The 21,226-nt window shown below is 69.0% G+C and carries 21 protein-coding genes; 16 read left to right on the forward strand and 5 right to left on the reverse strand.

The window, feature by feature from the left end; genetic code table 11:
* Nucleotides 1–12 precede the first annotated feature (12 nt).
* Both GA0070616_RS00480 and GA0070616_RS29350 read left to right on the forward strand, forming a co-directional pair.
* On the forward strand, nucleotides 13–1,047 hold the full coding sequence (locus GA0070616_RS00480; protein ID WP_091074823.1) for an oxidoreductase: 1,035 nt from the start codon (nucleotides 13–15) through the stop codon (nucleotides 1,045–1,047).
* 371 nt (nucleotides 1,048–1,418) lie between these two features.
* A complete protein-coding gene (locus GA0070616_RS29350; RefSeq protein WP_425412908.1) occupies nucleotides 1,419–2,054 on the forward strand; it encodes an MmyB family transcriptional regulator in 636 nt (211 codons plus the stop codon).
* On the opposite strand, the gene GA0070616_RS00485 is transcribed toward GA0070616_RS29350, so the two are convergent.
* A complete protein-coding gene (locus tag GA0070616_RS00485) occupies nucleotides 1,979–3,106 on the reverse strand; it encodes a DMT family transporter (protein WP_091074729.1) in 1,128 nt (375 codons plus the stop codon). The genes GA0070616_RS29350 and GA0070616_RS00485 overlap by 76 nt on opposite strands.
* A 331-nt stretch (nucleotides 3,107–3,437) precedes the next feature.
* On the opposite strand from GA0070616_RS00485, the gene GA0070616_RS00490 reads away from it, so the two are divergent.
* Entirely contained in the window at nucleotides 3,438–3,827 is a 390-nt protein-coding gene (locus GA0070616_RS00490) for a hypothetical protein (RefSeq protein ID WP_091074731.1), read from the forward strand.
* Between the two features lie 184 nt (nucleotides 3,828–4,011).
* Here GA0070616_RS00490 and GA0070616_RS00495 read toward each other — a convergent pair whose 3' ends face one another.
* Complete coding sequence (locus GA0070616_RS00495) at nucleotides 4,012–4,221, reverse strand: DUF397 domain-containing protein (protein ID WP_091074733.1); 210 nt, start codon at nucleotides 4,219–4,221, stop codon at nucleotides 4,012–4,014.
* Entirely contained in the window at nucleotides 4,214–5,140 is a 927-nt protein-coding gene (locus GA0070616_RS00500) for a helix-turn-helix domain-containing protein (protein ID WP_091074735.1), read from the reverse strand. Before GA0070616_RS00500 ends, GA0070616_RS00495 begins: the two co-directional genes overlap by 8 nt.
* 508 nt (nucleotides 5,141–5,648) lie before the next feature.
* On the opposite strand from GA0070616_RS00500, the gene GA0070616_RS00505 reads away from it, so the two are divergent.
* The 12 genes from GA0070616_RS00505 to GA0070616_RS00560 all read left to right on the forward strand — a co-directional run bounded on the left by GA0070616_RS00505 (nucleotide 5,649) and on the right by GA0070616_RS00560 (nucleotide 17,931).
* Nucleotides 5,649–8,186, forward strand: a complete 2,538-nt coding sequence (locus GA0070616_RS00505) for a sensor histidine kinase (RefSeq protein ID WP_425412909.1) — start codon at nucleotides 5,649–5,651, stop codon at nucleotides 8,184–8,186.
* Nucleotides 8,186–8,599, forward strand: a complete 414-nt coding sequence (locus tag GA0070616_RS00510; RefSeq protein ID WP_091074737.1) for a roadblock/LC7 domain-containing protein — start codon at nucleotides 8,186–8,188, stop codon at nucleotides 8,597–8,599. The genes GA0070616_RS00505 and GA0070616_RS00510 overlap by 1 nt, the downstream gene beginning before the upstream one ends.
* Nucleotides 8,600–8,603: 4 nt before the next feature.
* Complete coding sequence (locus GA0070616_RS00515) at nucleotides 8,604–9,260, forward strand: hypothetical protein (RefSeq protein WP_245712582.1); 657 nt, start codon at nucleotides 8,604–8,606, stop codon at nucleotides 9,258–9,260.
* Nucleotides 9,257–10,588 carry an ABC transporter substrate-binding protein gene (locus GA0070616_RS00520; RefSeq protein WP_091074739.1) on the forward strand — a complete coding sequence of 444 codons (1,332 nt, stop codon included), beginning with the start codon at nucleotides 9,257–9,259 and terminating at the stop codon, nucleotides 10,586–10,588. The genes GA0070616_RS00515 and GA0070616_RS00520 overlap by 4 nt, the downstream gene beginning before the upstream one ends.
* An 18-nt stretch (nucleotides 10,589–10,606) precedes the next feature.
* Nucleotides 10,607–11,422 (forward strand): class I SAM-dependent methyltransferase, encoded by an 816-nt coding sequence (locus GA0070616_RS00525; RefSeq protein WP_091074741.1) that lies wholly within the window; start codon nucleotides 10,607–10,609, stop codon nucleotides 11,420–11,422.
* A 27-nt stretch (nucleotides 11,423–11,449) separates the two neighbouring features.
* Complete coding sequence (locus GA0070616_RS00530) at nucleotides 11,450–12,328, forward strand: branched-chain amino acid ABC transporter permease (RefSeq protein WP_091074743.1); 879 nt, start codon at nucleotides 11,450–11,452, stop codon at nucleotides 12,326–12,328.
* Nucleotides 12,325–13,314, forward strand: coding sequence for a branched-chain amino acid ABC transporter permease (locus GA0070616_RS00535; protein ID WP_091074745.1), 990 nt, complete (start codon nucleotides 12,325–12,327; stop codon nucleotides 13,312–13,314). Before GA0070616_RS00530 ends, GA0070616_RS00535 begins: the two co-directional genes overlap by 4 nt.
* On the forward strand, nucleotides 13,311–14,834 hold the full coding sequence (locus GA0070616_RS00540; RefSeq protein ID WP_091074747.1) for an ATP-binding cassette domain-containing protein: 1,524 nt from the start codon (nucleotides 13,311–13,313) through the stop codon (nucleotides 14,832–14,834). Before GA0070616_RS00535 ends, GA0070616_RS00540 begins: the two co-directional genes overlap by 4 nt.
* A 202-nt stretch (nucleotides 14,835–15,036) precedes the next feature.
* The gene (locus tag GA0070616_RS00545) at nucleotides 15,037–15,399 is read left to right on the forward strand and encodes a hypothetical protein (protein WP_139128811.1); all 363 of its coding nucleotides are present in this window, start codon (nucleotides 15,037–15,039) and stop codon (nucleotides 15,397–15,399) included.
* 145 nt (nucleotides 15,400–15,544) lie between these two features.
* The gene (locus tag GA0070616_RS00550) at nucleotides 15,545–16,231 is read left to right on the forward strand and encodes a class I SAM-dependent methyltransferase (protein ID WP_245712583.1); all 687 of its coding nucleotides are present in this window, start codon (nucleotides 15,545–15,547) and stop codon (nucleotides 16,229–16,231) included.
* A 13-nt stretch (nucleotides 16,232–16,244) separates the two neighbouring features.
* Nucleotides 16,245–17,156 carry a hypothetical protein gene (locus tag GA0070616_RS00555; protein WP_091074753.1) on the forward strand — a complete coding sequence of 304 codons (912 nt, stop codon included), beginning with the start codon at nucleotides 16,245–16,247 and terminating at the stop codon, nucleotides 17,154–17,156.
* 184 nt (nucleotides 17,157–17,340) lie between these two features.
* Nucleotides 17,341–17,931: a GNAT family N-acetyltransferase gene (locus tag GA0070616_RS00560; RefSeq protein WP_245712584.1), complete on the forward strand. Its 591-nt coding sequence runs from the start codon at nucleotides 17,341–17,343 to the stop codon at nucleotides 17,929–17,931.
* 289 nt (nucleotides 17,932–18,220) lie between these two features.
* Here GA0070616_RS00560 and GA0070616_RS00565 read toward each other — a convergent pair whose 3' ends face one another.
* Complete coding sequence (locus GA0070616_RS00565; RefSeq protein WP_091074757.1) at nucleotides 18,221–18,991, reverse strand: HAD family hydrolase; 771 nt, start codon at nucleotides 18,989–18,991, stop codon at nucleotides 18,221–18,223.
* A 129-nt stretch (nucleotides 18,992–19,120) separates the two neighbouring features.
* Here GA0070616_RS00565 and GA0070616_RS00570 point away from each other — a divergent pair, with 129 nt between their 5' ends.
* Nucleotides 19,121–20,191, forward strand: coding sequence for a glycosyltransferase family 4 protein (locus GA0070616_RS00570; protein ID WP_091074759.1), 1,071 nt, complete (start codon nucleotides 19,121–19,123; stop codon nucleotides 20,189–20,191).
* 29 nt (nucleotides 20,192–20,220) lie between these two features.
* Here the strand turns inward: GA0070616_RS00570 and GA0070616_RS00575 are convergent, their stop codons facing one another.
* Nucleotides 20,221–21,162 (reverse strand): phosphotransferase family protein, encoded by a 942-nt coding sequence (locus GA0070616_RS00575; protein ID WP_245712585.1) that lies wholly within the window; start codon nucleotides 21,160–21,162, stop codon nucleotides 20,221–20,223.
* Nucleotides 21,163–21,226 lie beyond the last annotated feature (64 nt).

Consider the following 21,226-nt stretch of genomic DNA (forward strand, 5'->3'; position numbering starts at 1 on the left):
AGCTCTACCCGGATGGGAGCAGTAAGCCAGCAGGCGCCCGTCCGCCCCTCACCAGGCGCGTCGCCCTACGCGACGGGAGCTGTCGGGTGGGGGAGGGGGAAGGTGGCGGTCGTGACCGGCGCTAACGGTGGCACGGGGTATCACGTAGCTCGCCTGCTCGCCGCCTCCGGCGCGACCGTGATCATGGCTTGCCGGCACTACGGACGGATGGCCGCTGCGGCATCGGCCATCGAGGCGGTGCGGCCGAACGTGACCATCAGGCGAGTCCGCATGGATCTCGGCAACTTGGGGTCGGTACGCGATGCGGCCAGTCAGATCCTCGACGATCACGGACGGCTCGACATCCTCGTCAACAACGCCGGCCTGATGGGGGCACCCCGGTGGGACACCTTCGATGGCGTCGAGATGCACTTCGGAGTGAATCACCTCGGGCACTTCGCCTTCACTGGGCTACTGCTTCCGGCGCTGTTGGCATCGCCGGACGCACGGATTGTCACGGTGAGCAGCATGGCTCACCATGTCGCCCGGCTTGACCCGGCTGACTGGCCCAGTCCTCGGGTCTACAACCCGTACCGGGCCTACGCAGCGAGCAAGCTGGCCAACCTCTTGTTCTCCTACGAACTGCATCGGCGCCTCGCCGCCGTTGGAGTGCCTGGCCGGAGCATCGCCTGTCACCCGGGCTGGTCGGATACGCAACTCCTTGCGTCGGCCCGTCGCTACGGTGGCCGCAGCGCCGTGATCCTCGGGCTGCGGATGCTGGCGTCAGTCGTGGCACAGCCAGCGTGGGAGGGGGCACGGCCGATGCTCGCGGCTGCCACGCGCGATGTGCCATCTGGTTCTTACCTGGGTCCGAGCCGGTGGTGGCACACACGAGGACCTGCTGGTGCTGACCGCTCCAGTGACGCCTCGCACGACGAGGAAGCCGCACGACGGTTGTGGGACATCTCGACGGAGCTGACAGGGGTTGACCTTTCGACTGCATTGATGACCGCAGTCCCCGGTACCGGGTCAGCGCCTGGCGCAGGCGAGGATCGGAGAGTGCGATGACGGCCGGACCAGTTTCGAGTACGGTTCTGGCTCGCCGGCGGCTCGGGGTGGATCCGTCGCTTTCGGTCCCTCGTCACTCTGCGAGGGCAGGGGTGACGCCCCCCGCCGAAGGTCGGTCGGAGCACGGCCCAGGAGTCGAACTTGGGGATCCGCAGGCGGAGGTTGCGGCGTTGTTGCGAGCTTGGCGCCGACGGTTGCGCCCATCTGATCTCCCTTCCTTCAGCCAGTACCCACCCCGGCGTAAGCAGTCCGTCAGCCAGAACGACATCGCTCGTGTCGTCGGGAGCACCCCCTACTGGTACGGCGAGCTGGAACGCGGCCACAGCCGCGGCCGGCACACTGACGAGTACCTCGACAGGGTCGCTGCGGTGATGCGGCTCAGTGACTCCGAGCGGGAAGTTCTCTTCCTGGCGGCCGGACGACGGTCGATCGGCGGGGGAGCATCCCCGGCAGGGGCAACGATCAACCCGGCGGTACTGCGACTGGTAGATCGTCAGCCGCACCCGTGCCTCCTCATCGACAGCGCCTTCACCGTGCGCGCGTACAACGCCCGGGCAGAGGATTGGTTCCCTTGGCTGAAAGGTGACGAGCCCAATCTGATGCGGTGGGCGTTCACTGATCCCGCAGCTCGCCGGCAGCTGGAACGGTGGGATCGAGACTGGGCGCCTGGCTTCCTGGCGCAACTACGGCTGGCCTACATGCGCGAGCCGGACAACGCGGCGCTGACTCAGGTCATCCACGACGTCATGGCCGCCAGCGATCTGGCGCGGTGGCGCTGGCAGAACCGCCCCAGCGTTGATGACGCCGGCGTGTCCGTACGAAGTGTCCGAGTTGATGGCTCCGGCTCGCCGTTGAAGGTCGAGGTCGTTGCCTGTTCACCGCTAGGTTGCTCCGCCGCTAGCATGCTCATGTTGGTGCCAGTGGAATCTCCTCAACGTACGGGTGCCGCCGCAGCGTCGGCGCTAGGCACCCCGTCGTCGGCCGCCGCCCGAGGGTGCCTTGCCTGACCGGCGAGCGATGAAGGCAGGGGCTTCGCGGCCGGCAGAATAGGCCAGGTGATGCCGGCGGCATCACTCTCCCACGCCTTCGACGTGTCCTTGAATGCTCGACGGGACGGGTGGGCCTGGAGAGAATCGGCCAGAGGTGCCGACATGCCGACGATCAAGCCCACGATGACGACGCCGATGCCGCCCATTTGCGCAACGGGGGGTGCGGCGTGGTCCTGGACGGTCATGGTGATAACCGCAGCGAGCGGCACCAGGCCGACGGTCAGAGAGCCCCGCTCGACGGTCGCCAGTTGAATCCCGCGAAACCAGCACCAGAAGCCGACACCGGTCAGAGCGACGCCGAGGTAGGCGAGCACGAGCCATTCGGTGAGGCTGGGCAATCGCCACGAGGCTGGTTCACCGGCGACGAGCGCTGCCGTCGCCAGCATGGGCACGGCCAGGACGCAGCTGTACGCCGACAGCCTCACCGGTCCGATCCGGGGCAGGAGCCTGGCTGCGATGAGCGCAAAGGCGACATCGCCGAGGAGCGCTCCGACAGACGCGATCAGGCCAAGGGCGCTCGCTTGCCCCGTCCCGTGCACCAGCGTCGATCCTGCGACCACGATCCCTGCTGCGGCAAGAAGGCGCACGCTCGGGGCCTTCCGGCGAATTGCGGGTACCAGGATAGCGACAAGCAGCGGGACCGCGCCGACAATCGTCGATACCACGGCGGCGTCCGCATGGCCCAGGGCTAGGACTAGGCAGGCGTTGTATCCCGCCAGTCCAGTAGCGGACAAACCGGCGAGCCATGCCCATTCTGCGCGGCTCAGCGAGGCGTTCGGCGTCGAAGTCCTGCGGCCGTTACCGCCCAGTGTCCCGGAGACACAGATCACGGCAAGAAAGAGGACTGCGGCTATGGCATACCTTATCGCCTGACCGCTGAAAACCGGATAGTCCAGTAGCAGCCGCGTCGTTGCCATGGACGCGCCCAACATGAGCTGCGCGGCAGCGCATAGGGCCATACCGACGACGGCCTGGGACTTCACCGGGGGATGCGCCAGTTCCTGCGGCACCGTCCGGCCGACTCGGCCTTCGTCTGCATGCTGGCCCTCCCCATTCCAACCCGAGCCCAGAAAATTGGCGAGCCGGAGCTCGCTGAGTCAGCTTCCGAGATGGCGCTCTCACACCACAAGCGGCGCTCGTTTGGCCTACTCCCAGTTGGCCTTGAAGGAGTAGACCAAGCACTTTGAGCGCTAGAAACAGTGGCTGGCGAACACCAAGTGATGACAGCGAAGCTGAATACGCGTAAGCGATTCGGACGAGCACATTCGGATTTCATCGGGGCCCGGTGACACGCTCGTCGCCCGCGTTTACGGTCGGGCCCCTCCGCTTTCGGGGGAGAAAATGATCCGCAAGAACATCGGCACCGCGAGGGTGCTGCCGGCTGCACTCCTCAGCGCGGTGACCGTCGTGGCCACGCTCGGAATCGCCGCAGGACCGGCGAGCGCCGCATCGGCGAGCTGCACGGCTCCGTACTTCTACGGGGGCTGGTACCGCACGTGCACGACCGGTTCCATCCCGGCCAACTCCTCGGGCCACTTCATCGACGTGCGCGTTGGACCCGCCTGCCAGGGGTCGCCCTGGAAGGTGTGGGACACCGTCACCGGCGTGACCGTGGCCAGTGGAAAGGACGACGCCAGCCGCAGGATCTCCGGCCTCTACGGGCGCTCCTACAAGGCGAAGCTCACGGACGCCTGCTGGCGAGACAAGATCAGTATCGACAACAACGCCTAGAGACCCGCAGCGGGCGCGGACGATCCTGCTGATCGTTCCTCAATGCAGCTCGGGCCTCGGGCATGAGCCATCGGGCCCTGGGTGAGGGATGCCGGCGGCATCGCTCACCCAGGGGCAGATGGGACAGGAGGTTGCCGCTCCCGGCCCTTTTGGTTGGATCTTCTATATCTGTGGTCGAGGCGGGTTACGAGGCTACGGTGCCGCCCCGCAGGGCGAGGGTGAAGGCAGTCCAGCTGTCGGCGGTGACGGCGAGGTGGCCGCCCTCGGGGTCCTTGCTGTCGCGGACGAAAATCACGTTCTGTTGGTCGAGCAGGTTGCTCGCCACCTCGACGCAGTTGCCCCCGTTGCCACTACGAGTGCTCTTGCGCCACACGGCGCCGGACGGGTCAGCCACGGGTGTACCCCTTCTGTGCTTCCGAGATCATTCTCATCGACGCCTTCTGGTTGAGGGCGCGTTTCTCCAGGTCAGACCATGCCAGGCGGTAGGCGTTGACCTCGTCGGGTTTCTGTAGATACATCGCACCAGTCAGCGTCTCGGCGTACGCGAGCGGGGGCTCCAGGGGATCCCCGTCTGCCCCGGCGGGGAAGTCCAGGAGCGTGAAGGGTCCGCAGGCGGCCATGCCACCATGGACGCCGGCCGAGAACGGCACGATTCGGATCGAGACGTTGGTCTTGACACCCATCTCCAGCAGGTGGTCCAGCTGCTGGGCCATGGCATGGTTACCGCCGACCGGCCGGTGCAGCACAGCCTGATTGAGGATGACCTGAACATGTGGGGCTCGGGGGCGAGTCAGGAGCGATTGCCGTTCCACACGGACCTGCACCCGGCGGGCAATCTCTTCTTCGGCGACATAGCCCGGCGGAACGCGAGCGACCTCCTCGGCGTAGGTAGGGGTCCGGAGAAGCCCCGGTATGAGCTCCGACTCGTACTGCCGGATCGTCTCTGAGCTGTCTTCCAGGGTGACGTAGAGACCGAACCACGTTGGCAGCGCCGTCTCGGTGTAGTCGTGCCACCAGCTCTTGCGGCGGCCGTTGCGGGTCTCAGCCGTCAGCGCGAGCAGAACCTTGAGATCGTCGTCGCCGGCACCATAGATGCTGAGCAACGCCTTGACGTCCACGTCGCGAAAGCGGACGTTCTCGTGGCCCTCCTCCCATCGCGCGATGGTGGTGCGCCCCTTCTGAAGCTCCTCCGCCGCCTGCTCCTGCGTCAGGCCAGCACGCTTCCTCAGCGTTTCCAGCCGACGTCCGATGTAGCGGCGCAGCACTGCCGAGCCCACCGTCTCAGATGACACCTCACCCCACCCTTCGCTCATTTTGGGCGTGTGCTCTGCCCAATTAAAACATGCATGCGAGGACCGTTCCGAAGCGGCAGACCATCTACCACCTGCTCATTCGCCCCACGCGCATGACGCTCCGCCCAATTTGGGTCCACATAGTTTGGTGGTTGATTTTTGGGCGTGCCCAAAGTGTAATGAACAACCGAAGGTATCGATAGTCGCTGAACGACTAGCCCCCGGGCCGGCCGACATCGGCCCTTCTACCAGGGGTTTTCCACCGTCCCGGGCTGGCCGGATCCGTCGGTCCAGGGCTCGGCGTCGAGAGGATCTTCATGGAACTGGCTGTGCTGTCCGTCGTCTTCCTCATCGGGCTGGTCCTCGGTGGCGCGGCTGGCTTCCTTGTACGGAAGAGATCCAGCGGCTGGTGCAGCTCATGCGGAGGGTCGATCTCGCCCTCCACCACGGCTGCCGGACGGCGGACGGTGTGAGCCGCCCTCGCAGCGGCGGCTTACAGCTCGACGACAGCGGGATGAGCGCAGGGGTGATGGGGTTGCAGAGCGCTGCGAGGCAAGGCGCCGCGGTGAGAGCGCGGCGGTTGGCAGACATGCCGGTCCGGACCAAAGCGGCACTGATTGTGGTGCCGACCGTGCTGGCTGCGGTGCTCTCGACAGGATTCGGGCTCTGGTCCTCGGTTGAAGAGGCTGGAGCTGCGCGTCGCGCCGGGAACATGTTCAGCGCTAGCGCAGCAGCCGCAGAGGTGACGCAGCGGTTGCAGGTCGAGCGCATCGCCGCCGTGGGTTTGCTGCTGCCAGGATCGAAGGTCACCTCTGCCGACTTCGAGCGCGCCGTCCAAGACACGGATCGAGCAGTATCACGGTTCCGCGAGCGGCGTGACCGACTCGATGATCTCCCGGAGTCCGTGCGGGTGGTACTCACCAGGGTGGACGCCGGCTTGGCGGATATGAGAGCTCAGCGGCAGCGAGTGCGCGGAGAAGGGCTGGTGTCGCTGTCGGCCGTGGCCTTCGGCTACCGGGGGATCGTCGCCGACCTGGACGACCTTCTGCCCGCTGTAGCGCAGAGCGGTGTCACCCCTCAGCTTTCGGATGAGATGCGTGCATCGGCGGCGTTGTCTCGCGCTCGTGAAGCGGTAGGCCAGCAGCAGGTAGCGGTGTTGCAAGCCGTGGCGGCACGACGACTGACGCCCGCTCTGCACGCTGAGGTCGTTGCCGCGCGGGCAAGTCAGGACGAGGCGTTGCGCGAGTTCGACGCCTTGGCGCGGCCATCGTGGCAGGTGTTGCTGGGACGGACGCTGACCGGCCGAGACGTGTTGGCCGCGGTGCGTCTGGATGGGGCGGTGTCGGGCACCGGCGTGTACGAGCCGGTACGACTGCCGGGTGGCGCCGAGCAGTGGAGCCGGGTGATGACGACTCGGGCTGGCCTGCTGGCCCAGGTGCAGACGGAAGTGAGCGGTGACATCGGAGCTACCGCCGATGACCTGTGGATGAAGCAGGTCCGCGCGGCTGTATTGCAGGCCGGTGTTCTGACGGTGATGTTGGCGGTCGCGGTTCTGACTGCGTTGCGGGTGGCACGGTCGCTGGTCGGTCAGCTTTCGATGTTGGAACAGGGTGCGCGACGAGTCGCGGACGTGGAACTGCCGGGCCTCGTTGGACGGTTGCAAGCGACCTCTGATCCCGCGGCGGCGCAGCGGTTGGCCGAGGGCGCTGGCGGAGTAGCGGTGCCGGTCGTCGGCCAGGATGAGGTGGGCCGGGTCGCGGACGCGTTCAACCTGGTGTTGCGCTCGGCGGTTGACGCGACGGTAGATCAGGCGCGAGGCCGCGCCTTGGTCAGCGCCATGATCACTTCGGTCGGGCGGCGGGTCCAGGCATTGACCGAGCAACTACTGGGCAGCATCGACAATCTCGAACGCGACGAGGAAGACCCGGACCGGCTGGCCAAGGTGTTCGCCGCTGATCAGCAGGCGACTCGACTGCGCCGCTATGGGATCAACCTGCTGATTGTCGCCGGTGGCGGCCCGGGCCAATCGCAGCGTCAACCGGTCGAGCTCGGCGACCTGGCGAACGCGGCGTTGTCGGAAATCGAGGGTTTTGCACGAATCATTCTGGATCGGCTGGTCGAGGTCGAGATCGACGCGCGCGCGGTCGACGCGATCAAGTCCATCCTCGCGGAGCTGCTGGACAACGCGACTCGATTCTCCGCCGACCAGGTGCGGGTGTTCGCCGCGTGGTCTGGGCGTGACGTGCAGATCCTTGTCACGGATTCCGGTCTCGGGATGGCCCCCGAGCAGTTGGAGCGCGCCAACCAGTTGCTGGCGAGCCCGGAGATGGACGTCGCGGTCGCCGATCAGATGGGCCTCGTGGTGATCTCCCGTCTGGCTCGCGAGTTCGGAGTGCGCGTGCGCCTCAACAGAACCCAGCCAACCGGGATCACGGCCGAGGTGATTGTGCCGGCCGAGTACGTAACACGGGTACACGTACGCGAGATCATCGTGCCGAGCCAGGTCCAGCGGCGACCCCTGCCTGCTCCTACGCCAGCGGCCAACCCGGCCCTTGTGCCGGCGCCGTCCGCAGCTCCGTCGGTACCCCAAACTGGCACCGGTTGGACTGGTCCTACCCGTCCGTCTCCGACTGTGGCGTCACCGTCGCCGGACGCGACGATGGAGCTGCCGCTCGTGCGCCGCGAGCGACGGCCGCTCCCGTTGCCTGCGGGCAGCTCGCGGCCGGCGGACACCCCCGTGTTCCGCGAGATGGCGGCACGGTCGCCCTGGCTGTGGCCGCAGGACAAAGCCGATGGCGGGTTCCGGACCGCCGCCGACGCGGGATGGCAGGCAGCGGCGTCCACCGCGGAGCCGGCCACCGACGGGCGCACGACGTCCGGTCTGCCTCGACGCCGCCCGCAAGCGCATGTGGTCCCAGGCGGGCTGCCGACGCAGCGCCCGCCCTCCGAGCCCTCCGCGCCGATCGATCCCGCGGCGATCCGCGCTCAGGTCGCCGGCACGCTACGCGGCCTGCGGGCCGCATCTGTCACCCCTCCTATCTCCCCCCTCTCGACAGGAGAACGCTGATGAGCTCCACTGCTGCCGCGACCCCCCGCAGTTCCCAGCTGTCGACAGTGCTGGACGGACTGGCCAAGCAGATCCCGGCCGTGGCGCACGTCGTCGCGGTATCTGCTGATGGCCTGCTGCTGGCCAGCACCGCCGGGCTAGACGTGAACCGGGGCGACCAGCTCGCGGCGATCGTGTCCGGTCTGGTGAGTCTGGCCCGAGGCGCCGCTGATCTGCTGGAGACCGGTGGGGTGCAGTTCCAGATGTTGATGATGCGCGACGGGATCCTCGTGGTGCAGCAGGTGCCCGACGGGACCTCGCTGGCAGCGCTGGCCCGCGCCGACTGTGACCCGTCCCTGGTCGCCTACGAGCTGGCGGCGCTCGCAGCGCGCATCGGTGAGCAGGTCAAGCCGGGACCGCGCGTAGCCGGCTGACCCGGTGCTGGCGGTGATGAGCATGGACAGGGACACCGGCGCGAACGACGGCCGGGCCTCGGTAATCACGGTCCTGGTGGCCGGCGGCCCGGGAGTAGGAAAAACCTGCTTTCTGCGGGCCGCCAGCCACGGCTACGCGATGCTGGCAGGCGACCCGGGCAGCGTGTGGGAGATCGGCTACGCCACGCTGCCCAGCGGTGTCAGAGTCGCCCTGCGCACCACTCCCGACCAGCGGCGCTGGTGGTGGATGTGGGACCAGCTCACCGCATGCGCCGTCGGGGCCGTGGTGCTGGTCGACGCTACCCGCCTTCCTACCTCGTATCCGGTGCTGGATTACTTCGATGCCCGCCACCTGCCGTACGTCGTCGCGATCAACCGACCGCTCGGCGGTGCGCGTAACCGCCACGAGATCCGCGAGGCCCTGGGGGTGGCCGCCCAGGTCCCAGTGCTGACCTGCGACGCCACCGAGCCCGCATCCGTCCTGGCCATCCTGCACCACCTCGTCACTCCCGCCCGCGCCGGTCATCGCCCCCACGTGATGCCGCCGGCATCACCCCTGCGCGCAAGGAGTCACCTCATCGCCTCCGAACCCAGCGGCCACGACTCACGCCCGCTCCCTCCTGAAACGCACCCCTCGACGAAAGGACTCCCACTCCCGTGACCCCTCAAAGAAGCACCCGCCGATCTCGGTGGCGACTGGCGATCGCCGCCGCCACCGCCGCCCTGCTTCTCGCCATCTCCGGCTGCACCGGGTCGAGCCTCGGCGGCTCGGACAACACCAACGAGGAGATCCGCATCGGGCTGATCGTGCCGAAGTCTGGCCCCTACAAGGCGATCGGCGACGACCAGGCCGCCGGTTGGCGGCTGGCCCTGGACAAGCTGGGCGGCAAGCTCGGCGGCCGACCGGTCAGAGTGATCGAGGCCGACGAGGGCGACGGCAAGGCCACCGCGCTCGCGTCGGCGCGCAAGCTGATCGAGCAGGACAAGGTCCTCGCCCTGGTCGGCGGGGGCACCGCGGACACGGTACAGACCCTGTACCCGCTGCTGAAGGAATCCGGGGTGCCGCTGATCGGCACCGGCGGCCGGCCATCCACGGTCGCCGACCCGACCTACCTGTGGTCGACGTCGTGGTTGAGCCAGGAGACCGGCGCGTCGATCGCCGCCTACCTGCGGCAGAAGGTGGGCGAGGGCCGGGTGTGGGTGATCGGCCCGGACTACATCGGCGGACGCGACCAGATCGGCGGGTTCGTCGACGCGTTCCGCAAGGCGGGCGGGAAGCTGGCCAACCCTGGCGGGGAGCCGACGTGGACGCCATGGGCGCCGGCCCCTACCACGGAGTTTTCCCCGTACCTGACGAAGATCAAGGAGTCCGGGGCGGCGGCGGTCTACACCTTCTACGCCGGTGCCAGCGCGGTGGAGTTCGTCAAGCAGTACCGGCAGTACGGCGTGGATGTACCGCTGTACGCCTCGGGGTTTCTCACCGAAGGCCCGTCCTTGACGGCGCTGGGGCAGCAGGCCAAGGGCATCTACACCGCCCTGAACTACTCCACCACGCTGGACAACGCAGCCAACCGGGATTTCGTGCGCCGCTACACCGCGGCGAACGACGGGAAGCTGCCGAATCTCTATCACGTCTGCGGGTGGGACGCGGCGCTCGTGCTGGACAAGGCCATCGCCGAAGCGCTCGCCCGCCCCGATGCCCCGGCGGCCACGCCTGGCACCACGACGTCGCCGACGCCCAGCAACGCCACGGCGGTCAGCCCGGCCGCGTCGCCCGCCAGCACGGGCGGGGCGAGCGGTGAGCTGACCTCACGGTCGCTGACGGCGGCGCTGTCGCGGGTCGGGTCTATCGACTCGCCCCGGGGCGCCTGGCAGTTCGGGTCGCAGAACCACACGCCTGTGCAGGCGTACTACCTGCGCGAGGTCGCCCAGGACGGGCAGGTGTGGGTCAACCGCACCGTGCAGACGTTGACCACCCTCGGCTCCTGAGACGGAGAGATCGACACGATGACCACGACCACCACCGGCGGGCAGACCGCCGGGTACATGTTCGACAACGCCACCGACGAGGCCGCCAACCAGCTGCGATACCTCGGCGAGATTCTCGACTCCGGCACCCGCCGGATCCTGACCGATGCCGGGCTGACGCCGGGCTGGAACGTCACCGATGTCGGCGCCGGGGCGGGCACACTGACCGCCTGGCTGTCCGACCAGGTCGCCCCGGGCGGGCACGTCACCGCCGTGGACCTCGACCCCCGCCACATCCCGGCCAGCCCCAACATCACCGTCCGGGCCGGCGACATCCGCCAGATGGAACTGGACGGGTCGCAGCAGGCGGTCGTGGCCCGGCTGGTGTTGATGCACCTGCCCGAACGGGAGCAGATCCTCGCACGGCTGATGGAGGCCCTCGCTCCGGGTGGGGTGCTCGTGGTGGCGGACTGGGACTGCACATGGCGGGACATGATCCGCCGCAGCCCCAGCCCCCGCGCCAGTGAGCTGATCGAGAAGTTCCACGACGCCCTGCTCGCCTTCGGGGAGTCCCGGGGGGCGGACATGGGCTGGGCCAAGCGGGCGCCGGAGGCGATGCTGCGCGCCGGCCTGGTCGACGTCACCAGCCACATCGAGTCCCGGTCGTGGCGCGGCGGCACCGGCATCTGCCTGCTGCACCGCAGCAACTCCATCCAGCGCGAGCCGGAACTGCTCGCCGCCGGCATGACCCGCGAGGACCTGACCGAGCTGCGGCAGGTGCTGATGGACCCCGATCTGATGCTGTCGGGCTACCTGATGCACACCACCGTCGGCCGTCGCCCCGCCCGGGCCTGACCAACCCTGTTGGAGAGGAGGAGTGCCGTGGGCCTGAGCGGGCTCGTCAACCCCTACACGATCACCGCGTTAGACGGCGTCGCGTACGGGCTGCTGCTGTTCACCATCGCCGCCGGCCTGACGCTGATCGTCGGCGTGGCCGGGGTGTTCTCGATGGCCCACGGCACCCTCTACCTCGCCGGCGCCTACCTCGCCTGGCACCTCGCCGACGGCGGCTGGACCGGCCTCGCCCTCGCCCTGGCCGCCGCCGCGGCGGTGGGCGCCCTCGGGGGAGCGGGCCTCGCCGCCGTCGTACGCCCCCTCACCGATCGGCCGCTGGACCAGGTGCTGGCCACCCTCGGTATCGCCTACATCGCCGCCGACCAGTTCAGCACGGTCTTCGGCGCAGAGCCGCGCTCGGTCAATCCGCCCCGGGCGGCCGCCGGCTCGGTCCGCCTGGGCGACTACCAGTACCCGATCTACCGTCTGCTGTTCATCGCGATCGGCCTCGCGGTGGTGGTGCTGCTGTTCTGGCTCGTCGAGCGGTCCCGGGCCGGAGCGGTCGTGCGCGCGGTGGTCGCCGATCCGGGCATGGCCGCCGCCACCGGTCTGCGCACGAGCGCCGTCCGCGCGGCCGTGTTGGTCGGTGGGGGAGTCCTCGCGGTGACCGCCGGGGTGCTCGGCGCACCGGTCATCGGCCCGGCTCCCGGCGTGGATACCACCATCCTGGTCTACTCGCTGATCGTCTGCGTCGTCGGCGGGCTCGGCAGCATCCGCAGTGCCCTGCTCGCCGCGCTCGGCGTCGGGCAGGCCCTCACCCTCGGCGTCGCGGTCGTCCCCGGCGCTGCCGCGTTCATCCTCGCCGCCGCCATGCTCGCCGCGCTCACCGTCCGGCACCGCACCGCACTCCCGGGGCGGCCCGCATGACCACCACCCTCACCCCCACTCCTGTCACCGACACCCCGACCCGACGTGTTTGGGTGGTGCCGCCGTGGAGCACGCCTGCGGCCGGGGCGTTGGCCCTGGTCGCGGCGGTGGCGCTGCCGTGGCTGGTCAACGCATACGTGGTCTCCCTCGCTGCCACCGCCCTGGTTATGGCCGTGCTCGCCATGAGCGCCCAACTGCTGGTGGGATGGGCTGGACTGGCACCGCTGGGACAAGCCGCCTACCTGGCCGTCGGCGCGTACACCGCCGCGAGCACCGCCACGCTGACCAGCCTCGGTCCCATCCAACTCCTCGCGGCCTCCGCCGCCGGGGCGGTGGCCGCCGCCGTCACCGGCTGCCTCGCCGTGCGAGCCCGGGGCACCACCTTCCTGATGGTGACCTTCGGTCTGGGTGAGCTCGTCCACGCTGCCGCGAACCAGTGGGCATCGGGCGGCAGCGAAGGTGTCCACGCCCCGCCCGTCGTGGCGCTGCCCGGCCTGTCTCCGATGGTGCGGCCCGGCTGGGTGTACCTGTACGTGCTGGTCTGCGCCCTGCTCGTCGGCACCGCCGTCGCCATCCTCATCCGGACCCGCTTCGCTCTGCTGCTGCGCGGCATCGCCGCCCATGAGCCTCGGGTGCAAGCGGCCGGGCAGCGCACCGGCCGTCTGCTGCTCGCCGCGTACACGATCGCCGGGGGGATCGCCGGCGCGGCCGGAGCCCTGGCCATCGCGGTCACCCGGTACGTATCGCCCGCCGACGCGGCCATGGGCGTCTCCGCCCTCGCCCTGGCTGCCGCGCTCATCGGCTCCGGCAGCATGATCGGCGCCTGCGCCGGAGCGGTCCTCCTCGTCGCGGCCCGGGACTGGGTCGGCGGCCTGCTCGGCGGCCACGGTCCCACCCTGCTCGGCCTGGCGTTTCTGCTGCTGGCCTACCTGCCTCGGCACCGCCTGGCCGGCCTCACCATCCGATTCCCCGGGAGGCGGACATGACCGGCGCACTCCTGCACCTGGAGGCCGTCAGCCGTTCCTACGGCGCCCGCCGGGCTGTCGATGAGGTCAGCGTCGAGCTGCGGCCCGGGGCCCGGCACGCGATCATCGGCCCCAACGGCGCCGGCAAGTCCACCCTGCTGCACCTCGTCGCCGGCACTCTGCGCGCAACCTCCGGGCGCATCCTCTACGCCGGACACGACATCGGCCGCTGGCCGGCGCACCGCCGGGCCCGTGCCGGGATCGCCCGCACCTGGCAACACCCGGCCGTCGCCCGCCCGCTCACCGCCATGCAGAACGTGCTGCTCGCCGTCCCTGGGCAGCGCCTCGCCGCTCTACGGCACCAGCCACGCGCCGTGACCGCCGCCCACACGGCGCTGGCCCAGGTCGGCCTCACCGCGCACGCCGACCGGCCCGCCGGTGAGCTCGCCTACGGCGATCAACGCCGCCTGGAGATCGCCGTCGCGCTGGCCGCCGGGCCGCGGCTGCTGCTGCTCGACGAACCCTCCGCCGGCCTCGCCACCGGCGAGGTCACCGGCCTCGCCGAGCTGATCCGCGCGCTGCCGGACGACATCACCGTGCTGCTGGTCGACCACAACCTCGACTTCGTCGCCGCCGTCGCCGACACCGTCACCGTGCTGCACCACGGCCAGCACATCGCCACCGGGGCTCCCGCCGACATCCGCGAACACCCCGACGTGCGACGCGTCTACCTCGGCACCGACGCTCCGAGCAGTCCCGCGGCGAGCAGCGCCCGTGACAGCCCGTCCACGGCCGCCGCCGTGGCCGGGACGCCCGTCCTGCGGGTGCGCAGCCTGAGCGCCCGCTACACCGGCGCGCCCGTGCTCACCGACATCACCCTCGACGTGCGGGCCGGGCGGGTGACCGCGGTCGTCGGCCGCAACGGCGCCGGCAAGACCACCCTGATCAACACCATCGTCGGCCTGCACCCCGCCGGACCCGGCACCGACATCGTCCTGCACGGGCAGGCCCTGACCGGGTGCGACACCCGCCGTCGCGCCCGTGCCGGCCTCGGCATGGTCCCCCAGGGCCGTCGCCTGTTCGCCGGGCTCACCGTCGACGAACACCTCGCCCTGCCCCGAGCACACCCCACCCGATCCAGGACCGTCGACGTCCGCCAGGTGCTCGACCTGTTTCCCGCACTGGCGCAGCGGCGCCATCACCGACCTGATCAGCTCTCGGGAGGCGAACAGCAGATGCTCGCCCTGGCCCGCGCGTTGGTCGCTGCCCCGGACGTGCTGCTGCTCGATGAGCCGTCCGAGGGACTTGCCCCCGCCATCGTCGGTCAGCTCGCGACGATCATCACCGGCCTCGCCGCCGCCGGCACCGCCATTCTGCTCGCCGAGCAGAACCTCGCCCTGGCCTGCCAGGTCGCGCACGACATCGCCGTCCTGGACCGTGCCCGCATCATCCGCCACCTCGCCACCGAAGACATCCGCGAGTACCCCACCGAACTCCACGACCTGCTCACCGTCCCGACGACCACATCGACACCGTCATGACTGCGAACCTCGATCATCACCGACCCGGCGAGGTCACCCCCGTGCCTCGCCACCGTTCACCCGGCGCGACGGCCCGGCCGCGCCCGGTGGGCACCGCCGCCCGCACGGCACACCCCGCTGCGGGTAGCGGCGGGTGGTTGGCGACGCTGACCCGAACACCGTCGCCAACCACCCCACCCATCACCATGCGGCCGGTGACGCCATGACCGACGACGACACCAGCCTGTGGTTGCTCACCGACCTGGCCAGCTGCACCACCTGCCGCCAGACACTCCAGCCCTACTCCGCCACCCCGCTACGCCGCTTCTACGTCTGCTTCTGCTTCACGCTCTATGACGCCGGGCTTCTGGAGGCCCTCGTCGTCGGAGACGCCGCCGCCCATGATCGGCGCACCTCCACCGAACGGCCCCTCATCACCTACAACCGGTGGTACCAGTCGACCCGGGCGGACCTCCGCCAGCACTTGCTCCGCATGGTCGACCACACCCTCGTCCACACACCACACCGCGTCGAGTTGCGCTGGCACCCGCACGTGCCCGCCGCCACCGCGGTCTACCAACCATGACCGGGAGGACCGTCACCACCCCGCGCCGCCTGATGCCGCCGGCATCACCCACCTCGCCGACAACCGGAGGATCGCCATGACAACCACTCTGCAGGCCCATTCCGGGCCGCTACATCAGCTGCTCAACCCGAGTATCCGCACGGTCTTGGACCGACTCGACATCCGGACCAACCAGCAGGTGCTGGAAGTCGGCGCTGGTACCGGCGAGATCACCGCCCGCCTGGCCCAGCTCGTCGGCCGCAACGGGTCCGTCACCGCCGTCGACGCCGACACCAGTCAGCTCGCCGGCACCGCCGTCATCGACGTTCAGCAGCGCGACCCGAACCGAGACCTCCTGCCCGGCCAGAGCGGCAGGTACGACCACATCGTGGCCCGTTGGCCCCACGGCACCCTGCGCGACCCGGCAGACGTGATCGAGCAGATGGTCGCCCGCCTGCGCCCGGGCGGCTGGCTCGTCCTCGCCGACATCACTCCCACCCCACCCCGGATCTACCGGGCACCTGACGACGAGTCCGGCACCCTCATCTACACCGTCATGCAGCAGGTCCACCGCGCCCTCACCGGCCTGGACGGCGCGACCTGGACCGCCAATCCCGAAACCCTGCTGTTGAACCAGGGCATAGTGCAGCACTGCATCCACAGCGCTACCGAAACCTGGACCGGCGGTGGCCCCGGGTGCCGGCTGCTCGCGGACATCGTCAGCCACCTGCGTCCCAGCCTGACCGACATCACGCACGAGGACGCGAACCGATTCGGTGACCTCATGACCGACACCCGCGTACTCCTGGGCTCCTACGAGCGCCGGGTCATTCATGCCCGTGAGCGCAACTGAAGGCGCGAGAACCATGACCCATGTGACCCTCCCGGCGCGCGGCCGACTTGCCGCGCTACTCGGCGGCAGCCTCATCCTGCTCACCGCGTGCCAGAACGCCGGCACGGCCACCGCAGGGCCGGACGCCACCCCGCCCGCCGCGCAGCAGCCGGCGAGCTCATCATCCACGGCCGCCACCGCCGCCGGGCTCACCGCGCCGCAGCGCCTGGAACTGCTCGCCAGCACCGTCAGCGCCGTACCCGCTGACACCACCGGCCGGCTGCCCTACACCTACCTGCACCTTCAGACATGGGCACGCGCGACGAACACGATCGTCCGCACCGACGTACGGCGCTGGCGGCACGACGCCGACGGGTCCGGCCGAGAGATCATCCGTCGGGCACCGGACCTGCGTGGCGTCGACCACGAGCCCACGCCCGAGGAACGCCAGGATCTCATTCAGGCTGCGCAGCGTTCGCTCCGGTACCGGGTCGGTCAGCTGCATTCCTACCTGCCCGGGGGAGTCCCGGCCGACCCCGGCGAGCTGGCCAAACTGCTGGCCCCGCCCAAGCTGGTCGACGAGCCCGCCTATCCGAGGATGCTGGCCGGCGGTGTCGTCGGACTGGCCACCAGCCATCATCTCGACCAGCGGCAGCGAGCGACGACCCTACGCGTCCTGGCGGCCGTCCCCCACATCACGTACCGGGGTACGACGACCGACCTCGCCGGCCGGCCCGGACTGTCCTTCCAGGTTGCCGCCGACGGATCCACCTCGACATTGGTCATCGACCCGGCCACCGGCGAACTCCTGGCGGCGAAGGAATGGATCGACGGCGGGCCTCGGCCCGGTCTGTTCTCCTACATCCTCCTGCTGGACCGTGGCCGTGCCGCCACCAACAGCCCCACCTCACCCACCACCGCCGCAGTAGTGACGCACCTGCGGTGACAAGCCGACCGGCCGCCGAACCTAGGGGGTAGGGCGGCGACCGGTCCTCCGTGGCCGGCGGCAGCGGGCCCCCCGTCCCCTGCCGCCGGCCACCCAACCCGGCGAGACGACAAGCAGCAAGGAGCACGACGTGACGCACCGAATCCGGGCCGCCCGATGGGTGGAGAAGGACCATGTCGCCGCGGTGATCGCCGAGGCCTTCCAACCCACCCCTATCGCCGCGTGGCTGGTACCCGACGAAGAACAGCGCGGCCGTGTCCTGACCGATGTCGCCGCCATTTGGGTCGAACACGCCATGTTCTACGGCGACGTCCACGTCACCAGCGACATCGCCGCCGCCACGGTCTGCTTCCACCGGTACCGGCCGCTCCCGCCACCGGCCAGCTACACCACCCGCCTCGCCACCGCCGCCGGCCCGCACGCCGACAACTTCCTCGCCCTGGACGACGTCATCGCCAGCAGGCAGCCGACCGAGGCTCACTACCAGCTTGCTTACCTTGCCGTGCGCCCCACACACCAGCGATCCGGTCGCGGCCGGGCTCTGATGGTCCACCTACGCAGCCGACTCGACCTCATCGAACTGCCGAGCTGGACCCTCACCCTCCCCACCGGGGAACCCCTCCTCGGCCAGGCCGGTTACGAAGCCGACGAAGCGATCGTGCGCCCGACCGGCGGCGTGACCATGCAACCGATGAGCCGTCGCCCGGGCCAGCGCGGTGATACGGCCACTGCCGCGATCCGACTTGCCAGCAGCCGTCAAACTTTACAGGTCTGATACACCATGGATCTGCCGGAGACGTCTCTACCGGCCGGGCTGTTGCGCTCCGGAGGCTGCTACGGACCCTTCGTGCAGGTCGACGCCAGCATCGAGCGGCCTACCAGTGTCAGCCTGGCTGCCGGCCTGCGGGCGGTCGCCATCAGAGCCCCTGACCGAGGGTCGCTCCCACGCCAGCTAGCTCCGGTGTCGAATGATGCCGGCGGCATCACATCTCCCCAAGGCGACCGAGCTGCTCAGCTCAGAGGTGGCGGAGTGCAGGTGGTGGTGTGGCAGTCGATGCTGCTGGTCAGCAGTCGCAGCGCATTCTCACCTGGGCAAGCGACGGTCCATGATGCACGGCCGGGCCATGAGGCGTGCCGGCGGCGCACTCGCCTTCCGGGCATATGTGGGCTGCGGGCCAACCGCCGTTGTCCGCCAGACGCAGGTCTTGGGTGGTGCTGTCGCCGACAACTAGGCAGAGCTGCTGCCCGTCCTGCCGCAGTAGTCGTCCGACTGCTGCAGCGAATCGGGGATCAGCCTTGGTCACCCCGATCTCACCGGAGATCAGGATCCGGTCGAGGAGCGGCTTTAGCCCCGTGGCGGCGATCTTCATGTGCTGTTGAGCGGGCAGGCCGTTGGTCGCCACCCAGATGCTGTGCTTCCGCCCGAGCATCTCCATTCCGGAGTCGACGTCTGGCAACAGCCGGAGGGCGCGGCGGCGGCAGGTTCGGAAGTCGCGGGCCATCGTGATCGCCTGATCCGGGTTGCCACCTAGCGATTCCATGATCGTTGCCCAGACCTGGATCGCGTGCATGTCCAGCGAAGCTTCTACGGTCGCGGGGAGCCCGGAGCCTCTCCTCGGCAGCCATAACGCTTCCCACCCGCTGACGGAGGTAAGTGGCCCGGTATGGCGATGGGGATGGCGTGACCACATCTTACGAATGTGCGACAACGCCTGGTCCACTGTTGTGGCATCGGCGGCCATGCCCGCTGAGGCGAGCACTTGGACCACCGATTCGCGGGTGGCGAGAGTGTCGTCAACTAGCGTGTCGTCAAGGTCGAGTATAAGGACGTTCATTTCCGCTGTCTCGCAGAGTAGTTGTTTCTCCGCCGCCTCATGTGTAGCCTTCTATCAATCTTTTTCTCGGTTGTGGACTTGGCGTTCACGGACACCTAGCGCGCGGTGTTACATGTCAATGGGGGTTACATGAGAATTGATATCGTGCATCCGGGCTACCTGCCCGTGCAGCCCTCTGACCTTGAGATCAAGGGCCTGGGCGGGAATGAGACCGCGCTTGTTCTTGCCGCCAGGGGGCTCGCGGCGAGGGGGCACGAGGTGCGAGTTTTTGCCGACTGTCCCCGTCTTGAGGATCAGGGCGCGCGTTGGCAGCCACTACTTTCTCTGCGCCCTGAAGAATACCGGGACGTGATCATATTCTGGGTACGCACGAAGAGAGTGGACCCTGGAAGGTTTAACGCACCCGTCAGAGTGGCAAAACTTGGGTTAAAGACACCTAACGAGAGCCTTCTTGATCAGGTGCTGAGCGGAGAAATCAACATCCTGATCGCGTTCTCTGATTTCCAGCGGCGTCTCTACCTGGACCACTTCGGCTATCCTGAGACGGCGAATTGGGTCGTCACCGCTGATGGGCTAGACGTATCGCATTATGCGCGGAGGTTACCGAAGGCGCCGGGGAGGTTCTTGCACGCCGCGAATCCGAAGCGCGGGCTGGAGCCGCTTCTGGACATGTGGCCGTCCATCTGTCGGGCGTATCCGGGCGCCGAGCTGTTCGTCGCATCGAGCCATCTGCTGCGGGGGATCACCGCGGACGAGGATGAGCGGCGGGCGGGTGATCTGTACCGGCGCGCGGCCTCGATGTCGGCCGACGGCGTGCGGTTCCTTGGGCGGGTCGCGAAACCCGATCTGATCGAGTTGCAGCTGACCGCACAATTTTACCTGTATCCCACCACCTACCCGGAGACGTGCTGCATCGCGGCGTTGGAGGCTGCGGCGGCGGGTGATGTGATCCTGTGTTCGCCGGCGGGCGCCCTGCCGGACCGGGTGCTGGACGGCGCGACCGGTTTCCTGATCGACGGGGACCCGGCGGATCCTGTGGTGGCCCGGCGCTTCGTCGACCGGATCACGCTGCTGCGCGACGATCCATCGCGTTTGGAGGCGATGGCACAGGCAGCTCGTGACCTGGCTGCGACTCACGACTATGCCCATGTGCTGCCCATCTGGGAGGAGGCGTTCACGCGGACCATAGGGTCCGCGTGAACGCGGCTGACGGAGTCTTGCGAGCAAGGTCAGGCGTACGGGTTGGCGCTGCTGAAAAGCAGCTCAACCCGCTCGCGCTGGATAGTGAACTCCTCGCGGCGGCGGTCGCGCTGCTTCCACAGGACTGCCAGCCAGCGCAGCGCGCAAGTGCGCTGGTTCGCGCCGAATTGGCGCCGGTTGGCGCCGGTGACGCCAAGATCGGGCAGCAACTGCGTCCAGATGCCGTCCGAGACGGCGCGGCCGGAGATGTGCTCGATGAGGTCGGCGGCGTCGAAGGCCACGTTGCTGAAGCCGGCATACTCGAAGTCGACGCAGGCGGCGCCGTTGTCGGTCGTCATCCAGTTCAGCAGGTTCGCGTCGCCGCGGGACAGTATCGGCGCGGCCGGCGCGGCGACCAGGTCCGCGTCCCCGCTGCGCTGCCAGGCCGCGAGCAGCTGTTGCATGGCGGGGGTGAGGGGGTCGTTGGGCTGGCCAGCCAGCAGCTCCGGCCACGATTGCGTCAAGCGGACCATGTAGTGCTCGCCGGTGTCGATCCGGGGAAGTTTTGCCAGTAGACCGGTAAGGGGCACCGCCTGCAGCTGCGCGGTGGTGCGCGCGAGGGCGCGTAGGGCGGCCAGCTGGTCCGCGGCCTCCAGCAGCGGCTGCCCGTGGAGGCGGGTCATACCGATCGCCGGCTCGGGCGGCGCGTCGTCGTGCCACAGCGGGACGGGGACCGTGCCGAGCTGGTGCGGGGCGAGCAGGGTGAGGGCCGCCCACTCTCGCTCCACACGCTGCCGGTCAGTCTTGACGTACAGCTTGATCACCACATCCTCGCCGTGCGGGGACGTCCACAGGTAGAGGTCGTTCTGCATGCCCCCCGTCAGGGGGCGCAGATCCAGCGCCGACAGCGCGGCGTCAAGGTCGTCATCGGCACCGGCCCGCACGCGGCGGAGCTCGGCGAGTAGGTCAGTGGGAACGTCGATGAGCGGCACGGCCATGAAATCTTGGGCTCCAATTCGGCGGAACGAAACGGACTGTAGGGCCCCGACGGTAGTG

It is taken from the genome of Micromonospora nigra (assembly GCF_900091585.1).
GTDB classification, from domain to species: domain Bacteria; phylum Actinomycetota; class Actinomycetes; order Mycobacteriales; family Micromonosporaceae; genus Micromonospora; species Micromonospora nigra.